General features: G+C 35.3%; 27 protein-coding genes, 1 tRNA gene and 1 pseudogene. 22 read left to right on the forward strand and 7 right to left on the reverse strand.

Features of this window, described 5'->3' with window-relative positions; genetic code table 11:
* Positions 1–495 (reverse strand): transposase (locus ADH99_RS05565; RefSeq protein WP_049555925.1); only part of this gene is annotated, 495 nt, incomplete at its 3' end.
* Between the two features lie 194 nt (positions 496–689).
* Here ADH99_RS05565 and ADH99_RS05570 point away from each other — a divergent pair.
* The 6 genes from ADH99_RS05570 (at position 690) to ADH99_RS10130 (ending at position 6,712) form a co-directional block, all read left to right on the forward strand.
* The gene (locus ADH99_RS05570; RefSeq protein WP_049555621.1) at positions 690–1,511 is read left to right on the forward strand and encodes a Cof-type HAD-IIB family hydrolase; all 822 of its coding nucleotides are present in this window, start codon (positions 690–692) and stop codon (positions 1,509–1,511) included.
* Positions 1,512–1,525: 14 nt separating this feature from the next.
* Positions 1,526–2,530, forward strand: coding sequence for a signal recognition particle-docking protein FtsY (ftsY, locus tag ADH99_RS05575; RefSeq protein ID WP_049555620.1), 1,005 nt, complete (start codon positions 1,526–1,528; stop codon positions 2,528–2,530).
* Positions 2,531–2,563: 33 nt separating this feature from the next.
* Positions 2,564–3,280: a Bax inhibitor-1/YccA family protein gene (locus tag ADH99_RS05580; RefSeq protein WP_049555619.1), complete on the forward strand. Its 717-nt coding sequence runs from the start codon at positions 2,564–2,566 to the stop codon at positions 3,278–3,280.
* Positions 3,281–3,420: 140 nt separating this feature from the next.
* Complete coding sequence (gene guaC / locus ADH99_RS05585) at positions 3,421–4,407, forward strand: GMP reductase (protein WP_005605317.1); 987 nt, start codon at positions 3,421–3,423, stop codon at positions 4,405–4,407.
* A 112-nt stretch (positions 4,408–4,519) separates the two neighbouring features.
* Complete coding sequence (locus ADH99_RS05590) at positions 4,520–5,119, forward strand: DUF6630 family protein (protein WP_049555618.1); 600 nt, start codon at positions 4,520–4,522, stop codon at positions 5,117–5,119.
* A gap of 90 nt (positions 5,120–5,209) precedes the next feature.
* Positions 5,210–6,712 carry a serine hydrolase gene (locus tag ADH99_RS10130; RefSeq protein WP_053091364.1) on the forward strand — a complete coding sequence of 501 codons (1,503 nt, stop codon included), beginning with the start codon at positions 5,210–5,212 and terminating at the stop codon, positions 6,710–6,712.
* Between the two features lie 41 nt (positions 6,713–6,753).
* Here ADH99_RS10130 and ADH99_RS05600 read toward each other — a convergent pair whose 3' ends face one another.
* A complete protein-coding gene (locus ADH99_RS05600) occupies positions 6,754–7,380 on the reverse strand; it encodes a TVP38/TMEM64 family protein (RefSeq protein ID WP_049555617.1) in 627 nt (208 codons plus the stop codon).
* A 10-nt stretch (positions 7,381–7,390) separates the two neighbouring features.
* A complete protein-coding gene (locus ADH99_RS05605) occupies positions 7,391–8,425 on the reverse strand; it encodes a glycosyltransferase family 4 protein (protein WP_049555616.1) in 1,035 nt (344 codons plus the stop codon).
* A 150-nt stretch (positions 8,426–8,575) separates the two neighbouring features.
* Here ADH99_RS05605 and ADH99_RS05610 point away from each other — a divergent pair, with 150 nt between their 5' ends.
* The 10 genes from ADH99_RS05610 (at position 8,576) to ADH99_RS05655 (ending at position 16,476) form a co-directional block, all read left to right on the forward strand.
* On the forward strand, positions 8,576–8,899 hold the full coding sequence (locus ADH99_RS05610; RefSeq protein WP_244266391.1) for a hypothetical protein: 324 nt from the start codon (positions 8,576–8,578) through the stop codon (positions 8,897–8,899).
* Positions 8,900–9,002: 103 nt separating this feature from the next.
* Positions 9,003–10,181, forward strand: coding sequence for an iron-containing alcohol dehydrogenase (locus ADH99_RS05615; RefSeq protein ID WP_049555614.1), 1,179 nt, complete (start codon positions 9,003–9,005; stop codon positions 10,179–10,181).
* A gap of 43 nt (positions 10,182–10,224) precedes the next feature.
* On the forward strand, positions 10,225–12,003 hold the full coding sequence (gene uvrC, locus ADH99_RS05620; RefSeq protein ID WP_049555613.1) for an excinuclease ABC subunit UvrC: 1,779 nt from the start codon (positions 10,225–10,227) through the stop codon (positions 12,001–12,003).
* Positions 12,004–12,149: 146 nt separating this feature from the next.
* The gene (locus ADH99_RS05625) at positions 12,150–13,025 is read left to right on the forward strand and encodes a transporter substrate-binding domain-containing protein (protein ID WP_039848758.1); all 876 of its coding nucleotides are present in this window, start codon (positions 12,150–12,152) and stop codon (positions 13,023–13,025) included.
* A gap of 13 nt (positions 13,026–13,038) precedes the next feature.
* Positions 13,039–13,686 (forward strand): amino acid ABC transporter permease, encoded by a 648-nt coding sequence (locus tag ADH99_RS05630; RefSeq protein ID WP_065427327.1) that lies wholly within the window; start codon positions 13,039–13,041, stop codon positions 13,684–13,686.
* A 134-nt stretch (positions 13,687–13,820) separates the two neighbouring features.
* Entirely contained in the window at positions 13,821–15,008 is a 1,188-nt protein-coding gene (locus tag ADH99_RS05635; RefSeq protein ID WP_049555611.1) for a DEAD/DEAH box helicase, read from the forward strand.
* Entirely contained in the window at positions 14,974–15,339 is a 366-nt protein-coding gene (locus ADH99_RS05640; RefSeq protein ID WP_005605332.1) for a hypothetical protein, read from the forward strand. Before ADH99_RS05635 ends, ADH99_RS05640 begins: the two co-directional genes overlap by 35 nt.
* A 4-nt stretch (positions 15,340–15,343) precedes the next feature.
* Positions 15,344–16,114: a TrmH family RNA methyltransferase gene (locus ADH99_RS05645; protein WP_049555610.1), complete on the forward strand. Its 771-nt coding sequence runs from the start codon at positions 15,344–15,346 to the stop codon at positions 16,112–16,114.
* Between the two features lie 3 nt (positions 16,115–16,117).
* Positions 16,118–16,345, forward strand: coding sequence for a hypothetical protein (locus ADH99_RS05650; RefSeq protein ID WP_049555609.1), 228 nt, complete (start codon positions 16,118–16,120; stop codon positions 16,343–16,345).
* A gap of 57 nt (positions 16,346–16,402) precedes the next feature.
* A tRNA-Arg gene (locus ADH99_RS05655) sits at positions 16,403–16,476 on the forward strand.
* Positions 16,477–16,601: 125 nt separating this feature from the next.
* Here the strand turns inward: ADH99_RS05655 and ADH99_RS10720 are convergent.
* The 4 genes and pseudogenes from ADH99_RS10720 to ADH99_RS05670 all read right to left on the reverse strand — a co-directional run.
* Positions 16,602–17,603: pseudogene (locus ADH99_RS10720) on the reverse strand (tyrosine-type recombinase/integrase); the annotation flags it as partial.
* A 60-nt stretch (positions 17,604–17,663) separates the two neighbouring features.
* Positions 17,664–18,197 (reverse strand): hypothetical protein, encoded by a 534-nt coding sequence (locus ADH99_RS05660; protein WP_049555608.1) that lies wholly within the window; start codon positions 18,195–18,197, stop codon positions 17,664–17,666.
* A complete protein-coding gene (locus ADH99_RS05665) occupies positions 18,194–18,607 on the reverse strand; it encodes an ImmA/IrrE family metallo-endopeptidase (RefSeq protein ID WP_049555607.1) in 414 nt (137 codons plus the stop codon). Before ADH99_RS05665 ends, ADH99_RS05660 begins: the two co-directional genes overlap by 4 nt.
* A gap of 4 nt (positions 18,608–18,611) precedes the next feature.
* On the reverse strand, positions 18,612–18,977 hold the full coding sequence (locus ADH99_RS05670; RefSeq protein WP_049555606.1) for a helix-turn-helix domain-containing protein: 366 nt from the start codon (positions 18,975–18,977) through the stop codon (positions 18,612–18,614).
* Positions 18,978–19,142: 165 nt separating this feature from the next.
* Between ADH99_RS05670 and ADH99_RS05675 the strand changes: the two genes are divergently transcribed.
* Genes ADH99_RS05675 through ADH99_RS05700 form a run of 6 tightly spaced genes read left to right on the forward strand, consistent with a single transcriptional unit; the run spans position 19,143 to position 21,698 of the window.
* Positions 19,143–19,361 carry a helix-turn-helix transcriptional regulator gene (locus tag ADH99_RS05675; RefSeq protein ID WP_049555605.1) on the forward strand — a complete coding sequence of 73 codons (219 nt, stop codon included), beginning with the start codon at positions 19,143–19,145 and terminating at the stop codon, positions 19,359–19,361.
* Positions 19,362–19,381: 20 nt separating this feature from the next.
* Positions 19,382–19,675, forward strand: a complete 294-nt coding sequence (locus tag ADH99_RS05680; protein WP_049555604.1) for a hypothetical protein — start codon at positions 19,382–19,384, stop codon at positions 19,673–19,675.
* On the forward strand, positions 19,672–19,893 hold the full coding sequence (locus ADH99_RS05685) for a hypothetical protein (RefSeq protein ID WP_049555603.1): 222 nt from the start codon (positions 19,672–19,674) through the stop codon (positions 19,891–19,893). The genes ADH99_RS05680 and ADH99_RS05685 overlap by 4 nt, the downstream gene beginning before the upstream one ends.
* 54 nt (positions 19,894–19,947) lie before the next feature.
* On the forward strand, positions 19,948–20,145 hold the full coding sequence (locus ADH99_RS05690; RefSeq protein ID WP_049555602.1) for a hypothetical protein: 198 nt from the start codon (positions 19,948–19,950) through the stop codon (positions 20,143–20,145).
* A gap of 3 nt (positions 20,146–20,148) precedes the next feature.
* A complete protein-coding gene (locus tag ADH99_RS05695) occupies positions 20,149–20,814 on the forward strand; it encodes an ERF family protein (RefSeq protein WP_053091363.1) in 666 nt (221 codons plus the stop codon).
* Entirely contained in the window at positions 20,808–21,698 is an 891-nt protein-coding gene (locus ADH99_RS05700; RefSeq protein WP_049555601.1) for a hypothetical protein, read from the forward strand. The genes ADH99_RS05695 and ADH99_RS05700 overlap by 7 nt, the downstream gene beginning before the upstream one ends.
* The last annotated feature ends 3 nt before the right edge of the window (positions 21,699–21,701 follow it).

Below are 21,701 nucleotides of genomic sequence, written 5' to 3' on the forward strand. Positions count from 1 at the left end.
TTCTTTTCTCAAGGCTCTCAGTTTTTTTATAACAGCAATTTCAGCTTCTAAATATGCATTTCGCTCACGTAATCGAACTAATTCTTCTCGTTCGGATTCTGAAAGGTTACCAGTCACAGCTTTTTTATTCATAATAAGCTCCTTAGATAATGCTTGTCTACGTTTCTCATTCTTTAGACCATTATATCCATAAGTTAGGTACTTGTGAACCCAAGAACTTAATAATCCGCGACTAATTCCTGCTGGAAAAGAAACCTCTGAAAGAGTCTTCCCGTTTAAAACCTGTAGAATAAATGTCAATTTTTCTTCTGCTGTCCATTTTCTTTGCCTTTTAACGCGCTCTAATCCTTTAGGTCCGTGAATTTTTTCAATTTTATCCCAATCCAGTATTTTTCTTTGGAAACTCCTTTTCATAACTTTTTCAGGCGTTTCGGCCCATATTCCTTGTCGATATAATTCTACACATTTCATTTTGAATTCAAATGAGTAACGCATAATAAATACCCCCTTTACTGGTTTGTCCAGTAAAGGGGGTACATATCACCTGTGATATGGCTTTTTCTATAGGAATAGTCACAAACCTAAAAATTTGGTATAATTCAAGAATGAAATCAAAGGAATGACGATCTCTAGGAAATGCACCCCTAAACATTGTTTGCACCCCCCTAGAGTAAAAAAGGAGAAAATGTATGATAAAAGTCATTGCACTAGATTTAGATGGAACATTATTAACTGGTGAAAAGAAAATAACAGAAGAAAATAAAAAAGCCATTAAATTGGCTAAAGAAAATGGAATTAAAGTGGTTCTCTGTACAGGTCGCCCAATTGTAAGTATTGTTCACTTACTTGAAGAATTAGACCTGATGGGGGACGATGACTACGCGATTAACTTCAATGGTGGTTTGATTCAAAAAACAAAACATGGAGAAATTATCTATGAAACGGGACATACTGTTGAAGATATGAAGTATTGTCATGAAGAAGTAACCAAAGTAGGGCTTCCATTAGTTATGATTGATACGGTAAGAGCTTACGAGCCAACGCCTCCCAAAGGACGTCCGTCAATTTATAATACATTACCGCATCCAATTACCTTTGAACAAAAGAATCCAGAAGATTTCGAAGAGGATCATATCTTTAATAAAGCCGTTCTTTGTATCGCTCAAGACATCTTGGATGAAGGCATTGCAAAATTACCAAAAGAATTCTTCGAACGCTTTAACTGTATGAAATCAAGAACATTTTTATTAGAAGTTGTTCCAAAACATGTTTCAAAAGGAAATGGCTTAAAGATGTTAGGAGAAATTCTAGGAATTTCGCTGGATGAAATGGCAGCATGTGGTGATGAGGAAAATGACTTACCAATGTTAACAGTTGTCGGTTATCCAGTAGCCATGGGCAATGGCTCAAAAGAAGTCAAAGATGTAGCAAAATATGTAACAGCAACGAATGAGGATTCAGGTGTTGCTAAGGCTATTTATCATATTATAGAAATGAATAAACAAGCGTAAAGTGAGGGGAAAATATGGGATTATTTGATCGAATTAAACGTGCCTTTACCGGTGAAGATGAAGTCATTAAACATGAGGAAAAGAAAGAATCAATTGTTATAGAAAAATATGACAAGGGGATGGAGAAAACACGTCGTAGTTTCTCTGATCGTTTAAACGAATTCCTTGCTGACTTCAGAGAAATTGACGAAGACTTCTTTGAGGATTTAGAAGAAACTTTTATTTCTTCAGACGTTGGGTTCGAGATGACTCTAGCGATTACAGATGCCTTACGTGATGAAGTACGTCTTCAAAACGCAACAACTTCAGGCCAAGTCAAAGAAGTCATCATTGAGAAGATGGTCGACATTTACGAAAAAGGGGAAGATAACTTATCTGCATTGAAGAAAGCAGAAGGTCGTCCAACTGTGTTAATGTTTGTCGGCGTGAATGGGGTTGGTAAAACAACAACTATCGGTAAAATCGCTTGGAGATTAAAACAAGAAGGCAATAAAGTGTTGCTAGCTGCAGGAGATACATTCCGAGCAGGAGCTATTCAACAGTTAGAAGTCTGGGGAGAACGTGTCGGAGTTCCTGTCGTTGCTGGTAAAGAAGGTGGCGATCCTTCTTCAGTGGTCTTTGATGCCATTAAGAAAGCAAAAGAAGAAAACTTTGATTATTTATTAATCGATACAGCAGGTCGTCTTCAAAATAAAGTGAATTTAATGAAAGAGTTAGAAAAGATGAATCGTATCATCTCCCGTGAAATTGAAACGGGAGCAGATGAGACTTTATTAGTTTTAGATGCGACAACTGGACAAAACGCTCTTGTGCAAGCAAAACAATTCGGAGAGACAATCAACATTACAGGACTAATCTTAACGAAATTAGACGGAACTGCAAAAGGTGGAGTGATCCTTTCTATTCGTCATGAATTAAATATTCCTGTTAAATTCATTGGTTTAGGTGAACAGATGGATGACTTGCAACCATTTGAACCAGAACAATTTATTTACGGATTAGTAAAAGATATGCTATAATACGTTTATATTAAATTGAAATGAGGCGATATAATGGAGAATAATCATTATAGTGTTCAATCTAGTATTGAAGGAAGAAATCAGTTTTTCATGAAAGTCTACGGATGGATGTTTGGAGGAATTGCAATTTCTGCTGTTGTTGCTTATTTATTTAGCACGACTCCGGCATTATTCAGTCTATTTTATAATTTCATGGTAACAACACATGGATATGGTATGTGGGGAATTTTCTTATTGCAATTAGTTCTTGTATTTTTAATGCGACCTAATTACGAGAACCTAGGAAATCCTATTCGCTATATGGTCATGTATTGCTTGTATGCAGCACTAACAGGGTTAACATTCTTTACATTAACTTTCGTTTATGACTTAGGTAGTATTGTTCAAGCGTTTGCTTCAACTTGTGCTTTGTTCGTTGGTCTATCAGTTGTAGGTTTTACAACTAAGAAAGATTTAACGGGATGGGGACAACAAGCATTGGGCGCTTTATTAGGTCTAATTCTTGCAAGTCTTCTTAACTTATTCTTCTTCCGTAGTTCTATGGTAGAGTGGATTATGTCAGGTATTTCTTTAATCATCTTTATCATATTAACAATTTATGATACACAAAAACTAAAAAGAATGTATGATTACTTCGAAGGACAATCAGCACTTGAAGGAATTGCCATTCTAGGTGCTTTAGAATTATATCTTGACTTTATCAATATCTTCTTAGATATCCTTCGTTTATTCGGAAGTGGAAAAGATTAATTCGTTGAAATAGGTCTGGGTTTATCCCAGGCTTATTTTTTTGTAAAAATATTTTTATTAGGAAAGAAATAATTACATGCATTATAGTAGAAAATCATGTATACTACCTACGTACGCATTAACGATATAGGAGGAAATTTATGTTTGAGTTAAATGCATTCGATTATGAGGATATTCAATTAGTCCCAAATAAATGTATTGTAAATAGTCGTTCGGAGTGTGATACTACAGTAAAATTAGGGAAGTTCACTTTTAAACTTCCTGTAGTTCCAGCTAATATGCAAACTGTCATTGATGAATCTGTAGCAGAGTTTTTAGCAAAGAATGGGTATTTTTATATTATGCATCGTTTTGATGAGCAAAGTCGTTTGCCATTTGTAAAACGAATGAAAGAGAATGGTTTAATTTCATCTATTAGTGTGGGTGTAAAACCGCAAGAGTATGATTTCATTCTAGAATTAAAAGAAAAAAATTTAGTTCCTGACTATATCACAATAGATATCGCGCATGGTCATTCAAATTCTGTGATTGATATGATTGGTCATATAAAAAAACATTTACCAGAAACTTTTGTAATTGCTGGAAATGTAGGAACGCCAGAAGCCGTTCGTGAACTTGAGAATGCTGGGGCAGATGCAACAAAAGTAGGGATTGGACCTGGAAAAGTATGTATTACAAAAATTAAAACAGGATTTGGTACTGGTGGATGGCAATTAGCGGCTCTACGTTGGTGCTCTAAAGCTGCTCGTAAGCCTCTCATTGCAGATGGTGGAATTCGTACGCATGGTGACATTGCTAAATCTATTCGTTTTGGTGCCACAATGGTTATGATTGGTTCACTTTTTGCAGGACATGAAGAGTCACCCGGTAAAACTGTAGAAGTGGATGGACAACTTTATAAAGAATATTTTGGAAGTGCTTCTGAGTACCAAAAAGGGGAACGTAAAAATGTGGAAGGTAAGAAAATTGTCGTTCCATATAAGGGATTGCTTCAAGATACTTTAATTGAAATGCAACAAGATTTGCAATCATCAATTTCTTATGCAGGCGGAAAAGATATCGAAGCCATTCGTAAAGTAGATTATGTGATTGTAAAAAACTCTATTTTTAATGGGGATTCTATTTAAACAGATTGTTAAGCAGAAAGAGAAATCTTTCTGCTTTTTTAATTTGATATTTATTCTTCGAAAATTGTTTGTTATACTAATCTAAAGAACTCCATAAAAGGAGGAAAAAACTATGTGGCTATTTAATCGAAAAAGTCGAAGGAAAGATGAATTTGAATTGGAAGAGACGCTTGATAGTGAAACTGTCGAAGTAGACAGTGATTCCGATGAAGATTGTTATCTCCAAATTTCGGAAATTATCACAGACCATAATCAGACCGTAAAAGAATTATTAGAAAATTATTTTGAGGATCCTAGACTTTTATTGGAAGAGTTCCAAGAAGATTGCTATGAATGGAATGAGGATTCTAGCGTTTTTCAAGAAGAGTTATTGGACGATTATTGGTTGATTCTACTTCTTACTTTAGAAAAAGAATCATATGCTAAAAGGATATACTGGAGAGATAATGTAGAAACTGTCATGAAAAATCTCAAACAGTTAAAACAGCTAAAAGAGATTTCTCTTGATGAACGTTTAAGCCATTGTAACTATCAATCTTTAGCGGAATTTCTAGAGTGCATTTCAATGGAACTCCAGAAGCTTGAGATAATTATTGGAACTTTCGAATTGGATGATGAGAATGTTTTACTTTTTTCAATGATGGAAAAAAGGATGGGAAAATTCAATAAATTAGTGAATACAATAGAGAAAAGTTGGAAGCAAATTTCGTAACGATTACAAAATGGTTACGTTTTTGCTTCTTTCTATTTGAAAACTTAAGAAAATCTTAGTAAAATAAAATAGATTGTAAGGAGGATAGTGATGAATAAACGAAATTTAAAGTTTCTACTTGGAGTACTGAGTTGTTCTTTTGTATTAACTAGTTTAGCACCCATTTCAGCGGAGGAAACGACAGAAGAATCTGTTTCGCAAACAACTGTTGTGGAAGAAACAGAAGAAGCACCAACAACGGTCGCTCCGGAGAAGAAAGAAGAAACGACTCAGCAAAAATCAACAGAACTTTCTATTGAAGATGAGATTTTCGAAATCACTCAAAGATATGGTTATGATGTTAGTGAGTATTATCGACCAGAAAGTGCCATTTTAGTCGATGCTGAAACTGGACAAATTTTATATGGTGACCATATTGATAAGCCTTGGGATCCTGCTAGTACTACTAAACTAATGACAGCTTATTTAGTATATGAAGCAATTAAAGCTGGAAAAATTACATTAGATACGAAAATTACTGCGACTGAATTAGACAGAGCTATTTCTACGATTGATGATATTAGTAATAATCAGATTAGAGCAGGCATTGAATATCCAGTTAGAGATTTATTATATTTAATGATGTATCCTTCTTCAAATGTAGCTACTGTGATGCTTTCGCACGCTATCAGTCATTCAAATGAAGAATATATTAAAATGATGAACGATAAAGCAAAAGAACTTGGTATGACGAATTCTAAATTCTATAATCCAAGTGGAGCAGTGGTATCGGCGTTCCGTGGATTATATACCGTGGAAGGTGTTCCGGATGAATATAATCAAACGACTGCTAGAGATTTAGCAACTTTATCTTATTATTTCTTAAAAAATTTCCCAGAATTTCTTGAAATCACTAGAGAGCCAGCAGTGACAACAATGGAAGGAACGGTAGTAGAAGAAACATTCTATACATTAAACCAATTAGCAAGCGGAATGAATCAAGGTTATTTCCATGTTGATGGTTTTAAAACTGGATCTTCTCCTAATGCAGCTTTGAACCATGTTATTACAGCAAAAGAAAAAGGTAGACGAGTAATCGAAGTGCTAATGGGGGTAGGTAGTTGGAGTGATTATAATACTAGCGTGTACTACAGAGCTCAATTTGGGAATGCTATTTTAGAAAAGGCATTTACGGAATATCATGAAGAAACAGTTTTAAAAGCTGGTGTTCATGAAATTGATGGTCAAAAAATTAAAGTAGATAAAGATATTAAAGCTATTACCAAAGGCGATTCAAAACCAACTTATAAATTAGTTGGCGATGAAATTATCGTTGAAAATACTTTTCCAACTTTAACAAAAGCAATTAAAAGTAATGTACATAAAGTTACTAAGGTAGTAGAAGAAACAACAACTGAAGAAGCTGCAACTACGTCTGAAGCTAAGAATGAAGGTGTATTGTCCTTTAATGATGAGGATACAAGCACTTTTGTTGGATGGTTACGAAGCTTAAGTAAAAACCCATTATTACTTGCTGGCATTTTATTAGCTTTAAGTGTATTTATTAGTGGGATTGTGATTGCAACTGTTCAAGTATTCAAAAAAGATTATTAAAACAAGAAACCCCTGAGAATTTCTTCTCAGGGGTTTCTTGTTTATTTAAAGAATGCCCAGAACCAATCAATGATGAATCTTAATCCGATAGTATAAGCAGCTAATGTGAATGGCTTAAAGACTAGAATAATAATAATAAACTTTTTGTAAGTCATCTTTGTTAAACCAGCTAACATACATAAAAAGTCATCCGGAGAAACTGGGAAGAACATCATGAAAGCAAAAAAGTAGTCAAACCATTTTCCTTTATCCAGCCAATTGATATAACGATTATACGTATTTTCACTTACCATTGATTTTACGAATTGTTGACCGTATTGACGTGCAAGGTAGAATGCGATAATTGAACCGATAATAATACCGATGTAATTGTAGACATTCCCGATAATATTTCCGTAAATATAAACTCCAGCAATACTTGTTAGAGCACCTGGTATAATTGGAACAACCGTTTGTAAGATTTGGAGAAAGACAAAAATTGGAGGTCCCCAAATTCCCGCCTGTAACATATACGCAGATAAAGTCTCTTCAGAAGTGAATAAGCCCTTTTGCCAAGCCCAAACAATAAATACGACTGTTGCGATTGCTCCTAAAATGGAAGCAATATTCATTACTTTCTGAGCGGTAGGTGAGAGTGGTTTTCCTTGTTTAATTTCGTTGGTTGTCATTGTTGCTCCTTTATGATTTTAAATTTCTTTCTGTTGCAACTTTATCGTAAAATTGTTGCCATTGGAGAAGAATACTCTCTTTTGAGTAAAATTGTTCGCCACGTTTTGAGCCTTCACATGCCATAGCATAGTACTCAGGATCTTCTTTAAGTTTAGTTAATTGTTCTTTAAACGTTTGTTGACTTGTCCCTTTTAAATAGTAGTCAAATAATATTGGCTTGTACTCAGGTAAGTCACGTAATAGAAGAGGAATATTAGCATTCATGGATTCTAAAATAGTCATAGGGAATAATTCTTCAAAAGAAAGTTGTAACATGACATCAGCCATATTAAAAAATTCATTCATTTGGTTTCTTTCAACCAATCCTAGAAAATGAACATTATCAGGAAGATCATCCATATGTTCCATAATTTCTTTTCGTCCCTCAGAAATTCCTTTAAAAGCAAAGTCTCCAGCCCAAACAAACTGAATTTCAGGTATTTTTTCAGCTAAATCGATAAATTCTAGAACACCTTTTCTCATTTGCAATTGTCCAGCAGATACGACTGTGAATTGATCAGGATTTAATCCAAATTTCTTTCTTAATTCCCCTTTAGATTGATCAGTGATTTTATAAAAGGTTTCACGAGATACAAAGTTTGGAATATAAGTAACTTTTGAACGATCGACTCCATATTGTTCTAAGTCATCAATAAAACGGGGATTAACAGTTACTAAATAATCCGCTTGTTTGTAAAAAGATAAGACATATTTATAGAACAATTCTTTTATTGGTTTTGGAAGAGAAATACTCTTTTCGAGTGTTTCAGGTAAGAAATGTACTGATGCTATCGTTGGTTGTTTCTTATTGTTTAAGAATGACTTAAACAGAAAGTCTGGATTAATGGTATGAATATGATTAATATCAGCAATCTTTAATTGGTTTACAACTACTTTGTATCCTTTAAGACCTTCAGTCACTAAATTAATTTGTTCCTCTGTTGCAGACATCACTCCTTGTCCTTTGACACTGTCTGCACGAGTTAGCATATTTATTGTAAGCATATTGACTCCTTAATAGTATATTTCCAACCCATTTTACCATGAATTAAAGCATTTGGAAAACAGCATCAACAAAATTTAGAAAAATTAATGTTTTTGCCTTATTGTTTGAATTTTTGTATACTAAAAAAGAAGAAAGAATCGAGGGTGTTTATGAAAAAAAGTAAAAGATCTAATAAAAAATCTAAAGAAGAAGAAATGACACTAGTAGATTGTTACTATATTCCTTCTGTTATAGCGGAACAATTTCAGCTTTTAAGAGAGCATTGTGCACTAGAAGTTGAAAAGGAACTAGCATTATTGTTTTCAAAAGTAGTTCGCGAGTATCGAGAAGAGGTGGGACAAGTAGTTGTTTCTTATGATGATAATGGAAATAAGACTTGCGAAATCCCTCTAAGTCCTATTGAAGTTTCAAAATTGGAAAAAGAGATTTCAGCGGAAAGATTAAATAAATATATCTTAGCAAAGATTGATTGATAATAGAAAAGTAAGCTGGGCATTGTCCAGTTTATTTTGTTAGAAGTCTAAGAGTTAATTATTTTTAGCAAACATCATTTGATAAAGCGTGAGGTGAAGAGAAATGGAAAAGAGTATTCAAAATTTTACTTTTCAAAATCCAACAAAAATTTTATTTGGAAAAAAACGTATAGAGGAAATTGATAATGAAATACCTAAAGATGCAAAAGTCCTCATCTTATATGGTGGAGGATCAGTCAAAAAAAATGGAGCCTTTGAGAGAGCAGTTTTAGCTCTTGGAGGACGCGATTGGGATGAGTTTTCGGGAATAGAGGCAAATCCTACATTCGAAACATTAATGAAGGCTGTCCATAAAGTCAGAGAAGGAGGTTTTACCTACTTACTTGCAATCGGAGGTGGTTCTGTAATTGATGGAACTAAATTCGTCTCTGCAGCCAGCCTGTTTGAAGGAGACCCTATAGATTTATTTGGTTGGGGAATTGGAAAAGGACTACCCGTTCAAGAGGTTGTACCATTTGGAACGATTTTAACCTTACCAGCAACTGGTTCTGAAATGAATTCTGGAGCAGTGATTAGTTTTATTGAAAAAAATGCAAAAGTAAGTTTTAGAGGGCCAAAGACGTTTCCAGTATTTTCAGTATTAGAGCCCGAACTAACCTATACATTACCTGAACGTCAATTAGTAAACGGACTCTTAGACTCATTCATCCATGTAATGGAGAATTACTTAACCTATCCAGTAGGAGGGATTCTTCAGGATCGTTATGCAGAAAGCATCCTTCAAACGTTGATTGAGATTGCTCCTCGTATTATTGATATTCATCATATTGATTATAACGATAGAGCTACTTTTATGTGGTGTGCCACTAATGCGTTAAATGGGACAATTAATTTAGGCGTTCCGACGGATTGGTCTTCTCACGCATTAGGTCATGAAATCACTTTAAATCATGGAATAGACCATGGGAGAACATTATCAATTGTATTGCCAGCGATGATGAAAGTTAGAAAAAACCAAAAATGGGATAAGTTAGTTCAATATGGAAAACGCGTCTGGGGACTAGATGGAGAAGAGAATGAGGTTGTGGAACAAGCTATTATAAATACAGAAAAATTTTTCTCATCTCTAGGTGCTCCTACTCGATTTAGTGATGTAGGTTTAGGCGAAGAAGTAATCCCAGCATTAGTAGAAGGACTAAAACGTCATAAGAAGGTTGCTTTATCCGAACATGGAGATGTGACTCCAGAAGTTGCTTATGAGGTATATAAAACTGCTTTGTAAATAGAATGTACTTTTTATTAGTCTTGAATGAAAGGAAGATTAAATGGCTAGTGAATTGATTGAAAGCAAACTTAAGAATCTTCCTGATTTACCGGGTTGCTATATTATGAGAAATAGTAACGATGAGATTATCTATATTGGGAAGGCCAAAAATTTAAAAAATCGTGTTCGTTCTTATTTCAGAGGTGCGCATGATACTAAAACTGAAAAACTAGTTAGTGAAATCCACCATTTTGAGTATATTGTGACAAAGACAAATAAAGAATCTCTTTTACTCGAAATTAACCTGATAAAAAAATATCAACCGTACTACAATATTAAGTTGAAACAAGGGACGATGTATCCTTATTTAAAAATCACTTCAGAGAGGGATCCGCAATTAGTGATTTCTCACAAAGTTGAAAAAGATGGAGGAATCTATTTTGGACCTTATCCTAATGTAACTGCTGCTACATCTACCCAACAACTCATTCAAAAAATTTATCCATTAAGAAAATGTGGGAAGAATGAAACCAGAGCTTGTTTTTATTATCATTTAGGACAGTGCATCGGTTGTTGCGACCATGAAATTTCTGAGGAAGAGTACAAAACACAAATAAAAAAAATTCAACGCTTTTTAAATGGAGATGTTAAAACCATTAAAAATGATTTGAATCAGAGAATGTTAGAGGCCTCTGAGCGATTGGAATTCGAAAAAGCTATGGATTATCGTGATCAAATTCATTACATTGAAGCAACGGTTGAGAAGCAAAACATAATGAGTTCTGATTTCACGAATCGAGATGTATTTGCGTACTTTGTTGATCGAGGATGGATTTCAATTCAAGTATTTTTATTAAGACAATCAACGATTATTAAAAGGGAAGCAGCGATGTTTCCTATTTATGATCAAATTGAAGATGAAGTTCTATCCTTTATTATCCAGTTTTATGAAGATCAAAACCATATTTTACCTAAAGAAATATTAGTTCCGGATGCTTTAGATATTGATTTACTATCCGAGACACTGGGTGTAAAAGCTGTATCACCAAAAAGAGGATCTAAAAAAAGAATGCTAGACTTAGCGACTCAAAATAGTGAGATTTCTTTATTAGAGAAGTTTAGAAGGGAAGAGCAGAGTCAGTTAAAAACATTAGGTGCTTTAGATGAGTTATCACAAGCTCTTGGACTTGAAAAGTTGTCGGTGATTGAGTCTTTTGACCATTCAAATATTCAAGGTACGAATCCTGTTTCTGCTATGGTTGTTTTTCGAGATGGAAAACCCGATCGGAAACATTATCGAAAATTTAAGGTGAAGACGGTCCTTGGAAGCCATGAGTTTGCGACGACTCAAGAAGTGATAAGAAGACGTTATTCAAGATTGCTAAGAGAAAAAGCAGACCTTCCTGACTTAGTTTTAATGGATGGTGGAAAAATCCAAATGAAGGCTGCTATGGAAGTTCTTGAAGATGAACTAGGCTTATCTATTCCGGTTTGTGGGATGGTAAAAAATGATAAACATAAAACAGCTTCTTTAATTTATGGAGAAAAATTTACTCCTATTGAATTAGATCGAAAAGGACAAGCCTTTCAATTGATTCAAAGAGTCCAAGAAGAGGTTCACCGATTTGCTATAACTTTTCACAGACAAGTTAGAGGCAAGAATACTTTCTCTTCAAAATTGGAGTTAATAGATGGAGTAGGACCAAAAACTAGAAAGAAACTTTTAAGTCATTTTAAGACTACTACCGCAATAAAAAATGCTAGTGTTGAGGAGTTACGGAAGATTGGAATCTCTGAAAAAGTTGCAAGCAATATAATAACAACGTTTCAGAATGAATAAATTATTAAGAGTAAAACTAAAAAATGAAACAGGTAAATTATCTGTTTCATTTTTTAGTTTGCTTTTCAAGACTTAATCTTTGTTTTTTTTGGATGGATGTGCTATCTTTTTGATTGTTGAAAAATAAATAAAAGGTGGTTAAACCAATGAAAAAATGGATGAAAGCTGGTTTCGTTGCTGTGGCTACATTATTAGCAGCATGCGGAGCAAACACAACAAAAACACAAGAAACAACTGTATCAGTTTCAGATGCGCAAGCAAACTGGGATAAAATTGTTGAATCTGGTGTCATTAAAGTATCAACTGCAGGTACTTTATATCCACAATCATTCCATAATGATAATAATGAACTAACTGGTTACGATGTGGAAATCATGAAGGAAGTTGCGAAGCGTTTAAACCTTAAAGTTGAATTTACGGAAATGGGTGTCGACGGAATGTTAACAGCATTAGATAGTGGTATGACGGACATCGCCAACTATTCAATTGAAGAAGGTGCGAAAAACTTCGATGACTATTTACACACTACACCTCATAAATACTCATTTACATCAATGGTTGTTCGTGGAAGCGATAATTCAGGAATCCATTCTTGGGCTGATGTAAAAGGTAAAAAAGCAGCTGGTGCAGCAAGTACAAACTACATGAAGATTGCTAAAAAACTTGGTGCTGAATTAGTTGTTTATGACAACGTAACAAATGATGTATATATGTCTGATTTAGTAAACGGACGTACAGATGTAATTATCAACGATTACTACTTACAATCAATCGCGGTCGCTTTTGCTAAAGATAAATATGACATTAAGATTAACGAAGGTGTTTACGCAAACCCTTATAGTTCAAGCTTCTCAATTTCATTAAATAACACTGTATTACGTGATAAGTTCAATGAAGCGATGGATGCAATGAAGAAAGATGGAACATTGAAAAAAATCTCTGAAAAATTCTTCGCTGGTCAAGACGTAACAGAACCTAAAGAATTCAAAACAGAAAAAATCGATATTTCAGATGTAGACTAATATGTTAAATAAAATCTTCGATATCAGTATTGCGATTAACAATTTTTGGTTTATTCTTAGTGGATTAGGATATACATTAGGAGTCGCATTAACAAGCTTCGTATTCGGAACGATTTTAGGATTTATTCTCGTATTAATGAGACGCTCCAGATTTCGTTTTCTACGTTGGGTTGCAACGTTTCATGTGTCCTTTATGCGTGGAACACCAACGCTAGTGTTTTTATTTTTACTATATTTTGGTTTACCATTCTTAAAAATAACGTTACCCGCTTTAGTCTGTGCTCTCCTTTGCTTTAGTATTGCAAGTAGCGCGTATATTTCTGAAGTATTGCGTTCGGCAATGGATGCAGTGGATAATGGCCAATGGGAAGCAGCGATGTCTCTTGGGATGAGTTATCGTCAAACTTTACAAAAAGTAATCGTACCTCAAGCGTTTCGAATTGCAATCCCACCATTAAGTAATGTGTTACTGGATATGATTAAAGGATCATCACTTGTTGCGATGATTTCACTACCTGATATTTTCCAAAATGCGAAAATTGTAGGTGGTCGCGAACAAAACTATATGACGGTTTATATTTTAGTAGCAATTATTTACTGGATTATCTGTTTGCTTTTCGAACAAGGGCAACGATATTTAGAAAAGAAAATGGCACTTTAATAGAAAATAGTACAGAGAACTGTGTAACAGCAGTTCTCTTTTTTATAGAAACGTTGAAACTATTTGAAGTATAAGAGTTTCTTCGTTAAAATGAATAGGACTCTAAAGAACATTGGTTATCGGAAAGGACACTTATGAATACAAAAACTATTTGGGAGCAACACGGCTTCCACACATTAACACCGATACAAGAAAAGACACAAGAACTGATTAAAGAGGGGACAGATATCGTAGCCATCTCACCAACAGGGACTGGGAAATCATTAGCGTATGTCGTTCCTATTTTGGAAAGAGTAAAAGCAGATAGGACATTGCAAGCTCTTATTGTAGCGCCTTCACAAGAATTAGCCCAACAAATTGGAACAGTAATTAGAGAATGGAAATCTCCAGAAATCCGTGTGCAAGTTTTAGCAGGAGGAGCAAACGTTAAACGACAAGTAGAGAAGTTAAAAGAAAAACCAGAAATTGTTGTCGGAACACCTGGTCGACTATTAGAACTTTCTAAACTTCGTAAATTAAAGCTTCATCAAGTAGAACTACTCGTATTAGACGAGGCAGATTATTTACTAGACCCGGAGCAATTGAATAATACGAGAGAACTTGTAAAAAAACTTCCTTCTGAAAGACAAGTACTTTGTTTTTCAGCGACAAAGAATAAAAATTTAGAAGAAGTGAATAAATGGATTAATATGCAACCGACTTTTGTTGAAGTTTCAGAGGGAAACGCTGCGCATGCGAATGTAATTCATGGATATATTGAATGTCCAACTAGAAAACGGGATGAGGTATTAAGAAAGCTCGCTTTCTCAGAAAATGCAAACCAAGCATTAGTTTTCGTTAATTCGATTGCAAACGCTGCATTACTCGGAGAAAAGTTATCGTTTCATCAAGTCCCAGTTGCACTTTTATCAAGTGATGCTCATCAAACGGAACGTAAGAAAGCTATTGATTTATTTAAAAAAGGCCAGATTCCGTTCTTACTTAGTACTGATGTAGCACAGCGGGGACTGGATATTGAAGATTTACCACTTGTTATTCATTATGATATTGCAGACTCAACAGATCAATATACACATCGATCTGGTCGCACAGGACGAATGGGGAAAGATGGTTTAGTTCTGAGTCTAGTGAACGACCGTGAACTAAGAGACTTGAAGAAAGTTGCTGGAAAACATAAACTAGTTCCATTCGAATTATATGCAGGACAATTAAAACCAGTTGAGCAATTGAAGAAGAAAGAAGGAAGTTCTAAGAAACCAATTCAGAAACGAAAGAAGGGGAATAAGAATGGAAATCATCGAGGATTTAAAAAGTCAAATTAGTTTCTTCGGATTTGAAATGACAGATACCGATAGCTTAATAGCTTTAGATAAAGGAGAACAGAACTTTGTACTCTTTTGGGCTAAAGATGGTTTCGTTCTGTTTGAAACTTCTAAAGAAGGTGTTTGGAGAGCAAATAGACCCATCGTTATTCCTTCAAATCGTATTCAAAAAGTTTCTTTTGAAAAGAGGCTCTTAGGAAATCCGAAACTAATATTGCAATATTTAGATAAAGAGGAGACTTTCGTTGTACCGATGAAATGCAGATTTCATCAAAATCAAAAAACAGAAGTAAAGAAATTCATTAATACAATAGAAGGATTAAAAGGGTAGTTGTATGGAAAGTATAAGTTCACCTAAGAACGAAAAAATTAAGGAGCTTGTTAAACTTCAGACTGCAAAAGGTCGTAAGAAAGCAGGGATGTATCTTCTTGAAGGGGAACACCTTGTTGAAGAAGCGATTAAAGAAAGAGCTCAGATTAAGTTGATAGTGGTTACCAGTAATCGTCTTGAAGACTATAAAAATCTGTTAGCCCAAACAGATGTACAGGTGCTAGTTGTATCACAAGACGTCTTCCATAAGTTATCAATGACGGAGACGACTCGAGGGATTTTAGCAGTTGTTGAAATTGTTAAGCAGGAGATATTACCTCATAAAGGTCGTTTCATTGTGTTAGACGCTGTTCAAGATCCTGGTAATTTAGGAACGATTGTAAGAACGGCTGATGCTGCTGGTTTTGATGCGGTTGTTTTAGGGACGGGGACGGTTGATTTATATAACGACAAAGTTCTTCGCTCCATGCAAGGAAGTCATTTTCACATTCCCGTTTTCCAAGCGAACTTACAAGAATACTTGCCAATACTCAAAGAGAAGGGTGTTCAAGTGGCTGTTACAGCATTGCATCGAGATTCAAAGGATTATTCAGTCTTACAAGGAGCAACAGATGTAGTTATTGTCGTTGGTAATGAAGGCCAGGGAGTCTCTGAGGACGTGATTGATTTAGCGGATGTCGTAGTGACAATTCCGATGTTTGGAAAAGCGGAATCATTGAACGTTTCAATTGCTTCAGCTTTATTAATGTATAAAACGAAAGAAACGAAGGAGTAATAAATGGATAATAGACCAAATCCAATGGGAAGAAAACGTCCCATTCTTGATACTGTTAAAACTATGACAATTATTTTCTTTGCTTTAAGTGCCATTGCAGCTTTATATGATTTTGCCTTAGCTGCGAGAGTACTAATCATGGCGATAGTAATGTTGGTCATCTATACCATCATGTTATTTTCAAAAAAGCATAAATTAGATGATAGAGAAAAAGAAACCGAAGAGTCGTAATGAAGCTGTAAAATCGATTGACAGAATATTCGTCTTTAGGTATAATAATTTAGTACTGTTTCAGTAGCTCAGCAGGATAGAGCATTCGCCTTCTAAGCGAACGGTCGGGGGTTCGAATCCCTCCTGAAACGTCTAACTTAGGAAGAAACGCTGTAATAACGGCGTTTCTATTTTTTTGTTCCGCGAATGTTCCGCGGGTTAAAATTTCTTTGATTTTTTGAGCTTCTGTTACCCTCATATCGTCCAAAATATGAGCGTATGTTTTTAGGGTTATATTAGCGTCCGCATGGCCTAGACGACGGCTTACGGTTAGTAGTTGGACACCTTGCGACAATAGTATACTAGCGTGTGTATGACGCAACGCATGAAATGTTACGATTTTTTCTATTCCGGCACGTTTTAAAGCGTGTTCTAGTGTTTTGTTGACGGCGTTATTAGACATTCTAGTAAAGACGCGTTCATTATTCCGTGGTAGTTGCTGTAATACGTCTAACAACTCACTGTTAACCTCTATTGTTCGCTTGCTATTCTTAGTTTTACCGTCCGTGAAATCATTAGTATAGTGGTAGTCGAAACCTTTCTCGATACGTATAGTACAATTCTCAAAGTCGATACAGTCCCATGTTAAACCTAAACACTCACCAAACCGTGCCCCTGTATACATACCGAGCAAAATAACGTAACGGGCTGTATATTCCGGTTGTATCCCGTCCATAATAGCTTCGTGTAAGGCATTAAATTCTGTATAACTTAAATGCTTTATATCCTCATCCTTTGTACGCTCGTCGTTACCTTTGATAACAACCGCAACGGTAGGATCATAAACCAATATTTTCGATTGTATAGCGTGCTTTATACAAGCCTTAACGTAATCGTGATATTTCTTTACGGTCGGTTTAGAGCGAGTGAGAGCTAGCGTATTAAGAAATTGCTGATAACTATCAATCGTAATATCTTTTAACGGCACGTTGTAATATTCCCGGACGTAATCCGTAATAGTTTCTAAACGTCGCATACTCTTATATGCAATAGTTCCATCTTTATATAGTTTAGCCCAATTTTCCATGTAGTCCGCTAGTAACATTTTTTCTTTACTGAAATTCTTACCTTGCAACATTTCGTTTTCACGTAATATTGAAGCGTCTTTAGCCTCGCCTTTAGTCTTAAAACCACCTTTAGAAACGGCTTTTTGTTTTCCGTCCTCGTAATAGTAGACCTTATACGTCCACGTTTTACCTCTTTTATAAATGCTAGCCAAAGTTAACTCCTTTCAGAACATATGTTCTTATTTTGTTAAAATAAATAGCCTATTTTAAGGCTATTTATTATGATATTCTTGATATTTTTCGGGTAGTTGGTTATCGAAAAGCTTACTAGCTTTTTTAACATGATCATCAACAATCTTTAAAGCTCTGTTTATTTTTTCTTTATTCCCGGTAATACCGACTTTGTAAAATTCTGATAGAGCGTTATATAGTTTCAAAATAGGTTGAATATCCTTATCCGGGAATACCTTTTTATTGATAACGTCCGTTTTTAAATTTTTCATATCGTCATTTATACGGGCGCTAAAGTTGCTAAAGTTCTTTATGCTAGTATCTAATTTGTTTTCTTTAACGTCTATAGCAAATTGATATATGATGTTTGTGTTTTTAAATAGTTCCTCTTTAATTTCCTCGAGGTTTTCGTCTTTCAATTTAGCGTTTGTTTTTATTTCTGTAGTAGATACTGTAGTTTCTAAAACGGTTGTTACGGGTACGGTAGTTTCGCTAGAAACCTTAGTATCAGACGCCTTTTGAGAGCAACCAACTAAAACTAGAGTAGTTGCAAGTAACAAAACATACTTTTTCATATTAAATATTCCCTCATTTCCTCTTTAATGCCGTAAACCGTCTTTAACTTATCGAAAGTTTCCGCATACTCTGAATAGTGTTCTTTATATAATTCTACCATTAATTTAGTAGCGAATATATCCGCTTCCGTCTCTAACTTACCTTTACCACCATAATGGGCCGAGTAACAGCCGTTTAACCCGTAATGTTGCATAGCGTGGTATAACTCATGAGCGCATACAAGATGTTTTAAGTTACTATCTCTTAATTTATTGTTGATCCATACTAAAGGCGTATCCTCTGGCGTGGATAACAACAAACCTTTAACGTTCCCCGGCAACCCCTTAAATTCATATTCAATACCTTTTTTATCCGCTATCTCAAACGGGTTAGCCGTACAATAGTTACTAACTAACTGTTTAATATTCAACTAATCACTCCTTACTATCTTTAATTCTTTGCCAAAGCATACCGCGTATCATTCCGTCAAGTTGTAATTTTTCTTCGTCGGTTAATTCCACACCGTCGTAACTCATAACAATATCATTACGTTTCAAAGCTTTATCAAATTTAATAACGTCTTCATCAGTAGCCCAATCGGGAACACCTCGACCGAGTAAATAGTCTGTAGAAACGTTAAAGTATTCAGCAATCTTTAACAGCATTTCGGGAGAAAGGTTACGTCTTCCACTTTCCCAATGACCTACAGACGATTGAGTAGTGCCGAGAATTTTAGCTAATTCCGCTTGAGATAAATTCTTTTTTAATCGTAATTCAGACAAAATATAACCCGTATTCATACTTTCGCCTCCTTTAGTTTGTTTGTATTTCAGTTGTATTATAACCTAATACAAAGAGTATTATAAAGAAAATAAATTATTTTTTAAAAAATAATACTTTAGGTATTGCAAAGTAGTACATATTGTAGCATGATGTAATCAAGCAAGAGGAAAGGAGGTTAATATATGACCTTTAAAGCATATATCCAAAAGCAAAGAAAAGCCTTAGGATATAGCCAAAACCAACTCGCGACACTACTCGGCACCGCTCAATCAACTGTAGGACATTGGGAAACGGGTAGACGCGTTCCGAGTGATAAACAGATTTTCAAAATGGCCTTGCTTTTTAAAGAACCGGCCGAGAAAATTTTTTTAATCAAGAATAGTACATTACGTACTAATTGAAAATACAAATAGGAGGAACAATGGAAGAAACAGAATTTAAGGAATTATTTTTTAAAGCTTTTCGAAACGATAGGGAAAAATTGAAAAAATGGTTAGAAATACAAACGACACCTCTAACTACTAAAGAACTATGTGAGGCGACAAAAATCAATATAAATAGTTGGTATAAGTCTAACGTAAGAAACTTACCCGAGGTTGTCGCTTTAAGAGATCGAGTTACAAATAAGAGTATTATCTACAAACCCGAGGCGGTAGAGGTAGTAGCTCGCTTATGGAAAGAAGATAAATTGAGGAAAGGAGAAAGGACAGCATGACGAGAGTTGAGCTAGAGCAACAACGTAAAGACGAGTTACTAGCAATTAAAAGAAATGTTAGAAAAGTGCTAATAAAAAAATCTTTTAGTCTTTTAGGTTTAGTGGCGTTCGCAACCGCCGTAACGTTGCTAATCGGTTATTTAGCTATAGGGGCGCAAGAACAACAGTTTCATGAGGTCGAGTTATGGAAAGACGGGAAATATGTATATCCACAATAAAAAAGCCAACGCGGGCACGTTGACTAAGTAATAAATACCTAAGGAGATTATACCATGAATGAATATGAAACGAAACTACACGGCCAATATTTAGAGCCGGAAGAAGACGAAATTTTCGGGGAAGATTGGAACGGAAACAATATTTATTTTGGGGACGAATATTTCGACATAGACGGAAATTTAGTGCTCGTTGATGATGTTGATGAGTTCATAAGAGAAAACTACTCGAGATTTACAGCGGGAGGAAGATAGGAAATGAAATTACACGAAAAATTAATAGCTATTCAAACGAAACTGAAAGCACCTAAAGGACAGTATAACAGTTTCGGAAATTTTAATTATAGGAGTGCCGAGGATATTTTAGAGGCGGTTAAGCCTTTAAACGCGGAACAAGGACTACTACTAACAATCACGGACGAAATTAAAGAGGTAGGCGGACGTATTTACGTGGTAGCAACCGCGACAGTATCAGACGGGACGGACGAGTTAAAAGTTAGCGCGTTCGCTAGAGAACCGGAAAACAAAAAAGGAATGGACGAAAGTCAAATTACGGGGGCTACATCATCATACGCACGTAAATATGCTTTAAACGGCTTGTATGCTATCGACGATAACAAGGACGCGGACACCGACGAACACAAACAACAGCAAGAAAACGCGCTTAAGAAACAACCAGCGCAAAAGCAACAACAAAAAGAACCAACGGAAAAAGAATTACATGAGATCGTTGAAAAATATGTACGAAACATTGAGGCGTTAGGAGTAGAAAGGGCACAAATAGTTGACTATGTATGTAATAAGCATAGCGTCGGTAATTTATTCGACTTAAAACCTAACGTTCTAGTAGGAGAGTTGAAAGCAATTTATTTAAGCAAAAAAGGGCAAACGCAAAGTAAAGGAGGAAAAACGAAAACATGGTAACAGAATTAGCAAAGATTACAAATAATTTCGAGATCACGCAAAATTTAGCAGGCGAATACGAGGTAACTAATTATCAACTAATTTTAGATACCTTGCAAGCGTACGCGGAAAATATCGACGAGGTGTTAATTGTAACAACGGACGAAAACAGCGTAAACGGGGCAAAGGCAACTAAGAAAGAATTTAAAGAAATGACGGAAGCAATCGAGCTAGCTTTTGAAACGTTTATGAAACAGATTGAGCCCGTAACAAAAGCCTGTTTAGATTTTAAACGCGTGTTTAAAAAAGCCGAGGAAAATATCGACGCGAAAATTAAGAGTGTTTATGTCGAATGGATTAAAGAGGCAATTTTTGAATATCAACGTCTAGCAAGTTTTGACGTTACCTATGAAATGTTAGATCCTAAGGCTTTTGCTCGTAAACAAACTAAAAAGAGCATTTTCGAGGCTGTAGAAAAGGAAATTATCAGACTAGAGGAAGCATACGCGAAAGAGGAAGAAGAACGACAAACGCTAATTAAATATTGCAAGAAAGCCGGACAGCCTTACGAGGCGTTTATCCCTCTACTTGGTAATCAAGAATTAAACGACGTACTGAAAGCCGTTGACAAGGCGGAAGAGCAACAGAAAGAACGCGAGAAAGCGGAAGAAGAACGACGCAAACAGCAAGAAGAACAAGCGCAACAAGATAAAGAGGCCCGCGAAACTATTATTGATGAAATCGTACCACAACTAGCGCCTACAATGGACGCCGGAACATGGACGACAAATGAAGCTGAAAGACAAGAGTTATGGACGCTTAAATTATGGTTAAGCGAGAGAGAAAAAGAGTTATTAAAACAATTCTTATCAGATAACAATATTCAAATTGAAAGCGTTGAGTAGTCA

The sequence above is a fragment of the Granulicatella sp. 572.rep1_STHE genome (genome assembly GCF_001073445.1).
GTDB classification, from domain to species: domain Bacteria; phylum Bacillota; class Bacilli; order Lactobacillales; family Aerococcaceae; genus Granulicatella; species Granulicatella adiacens.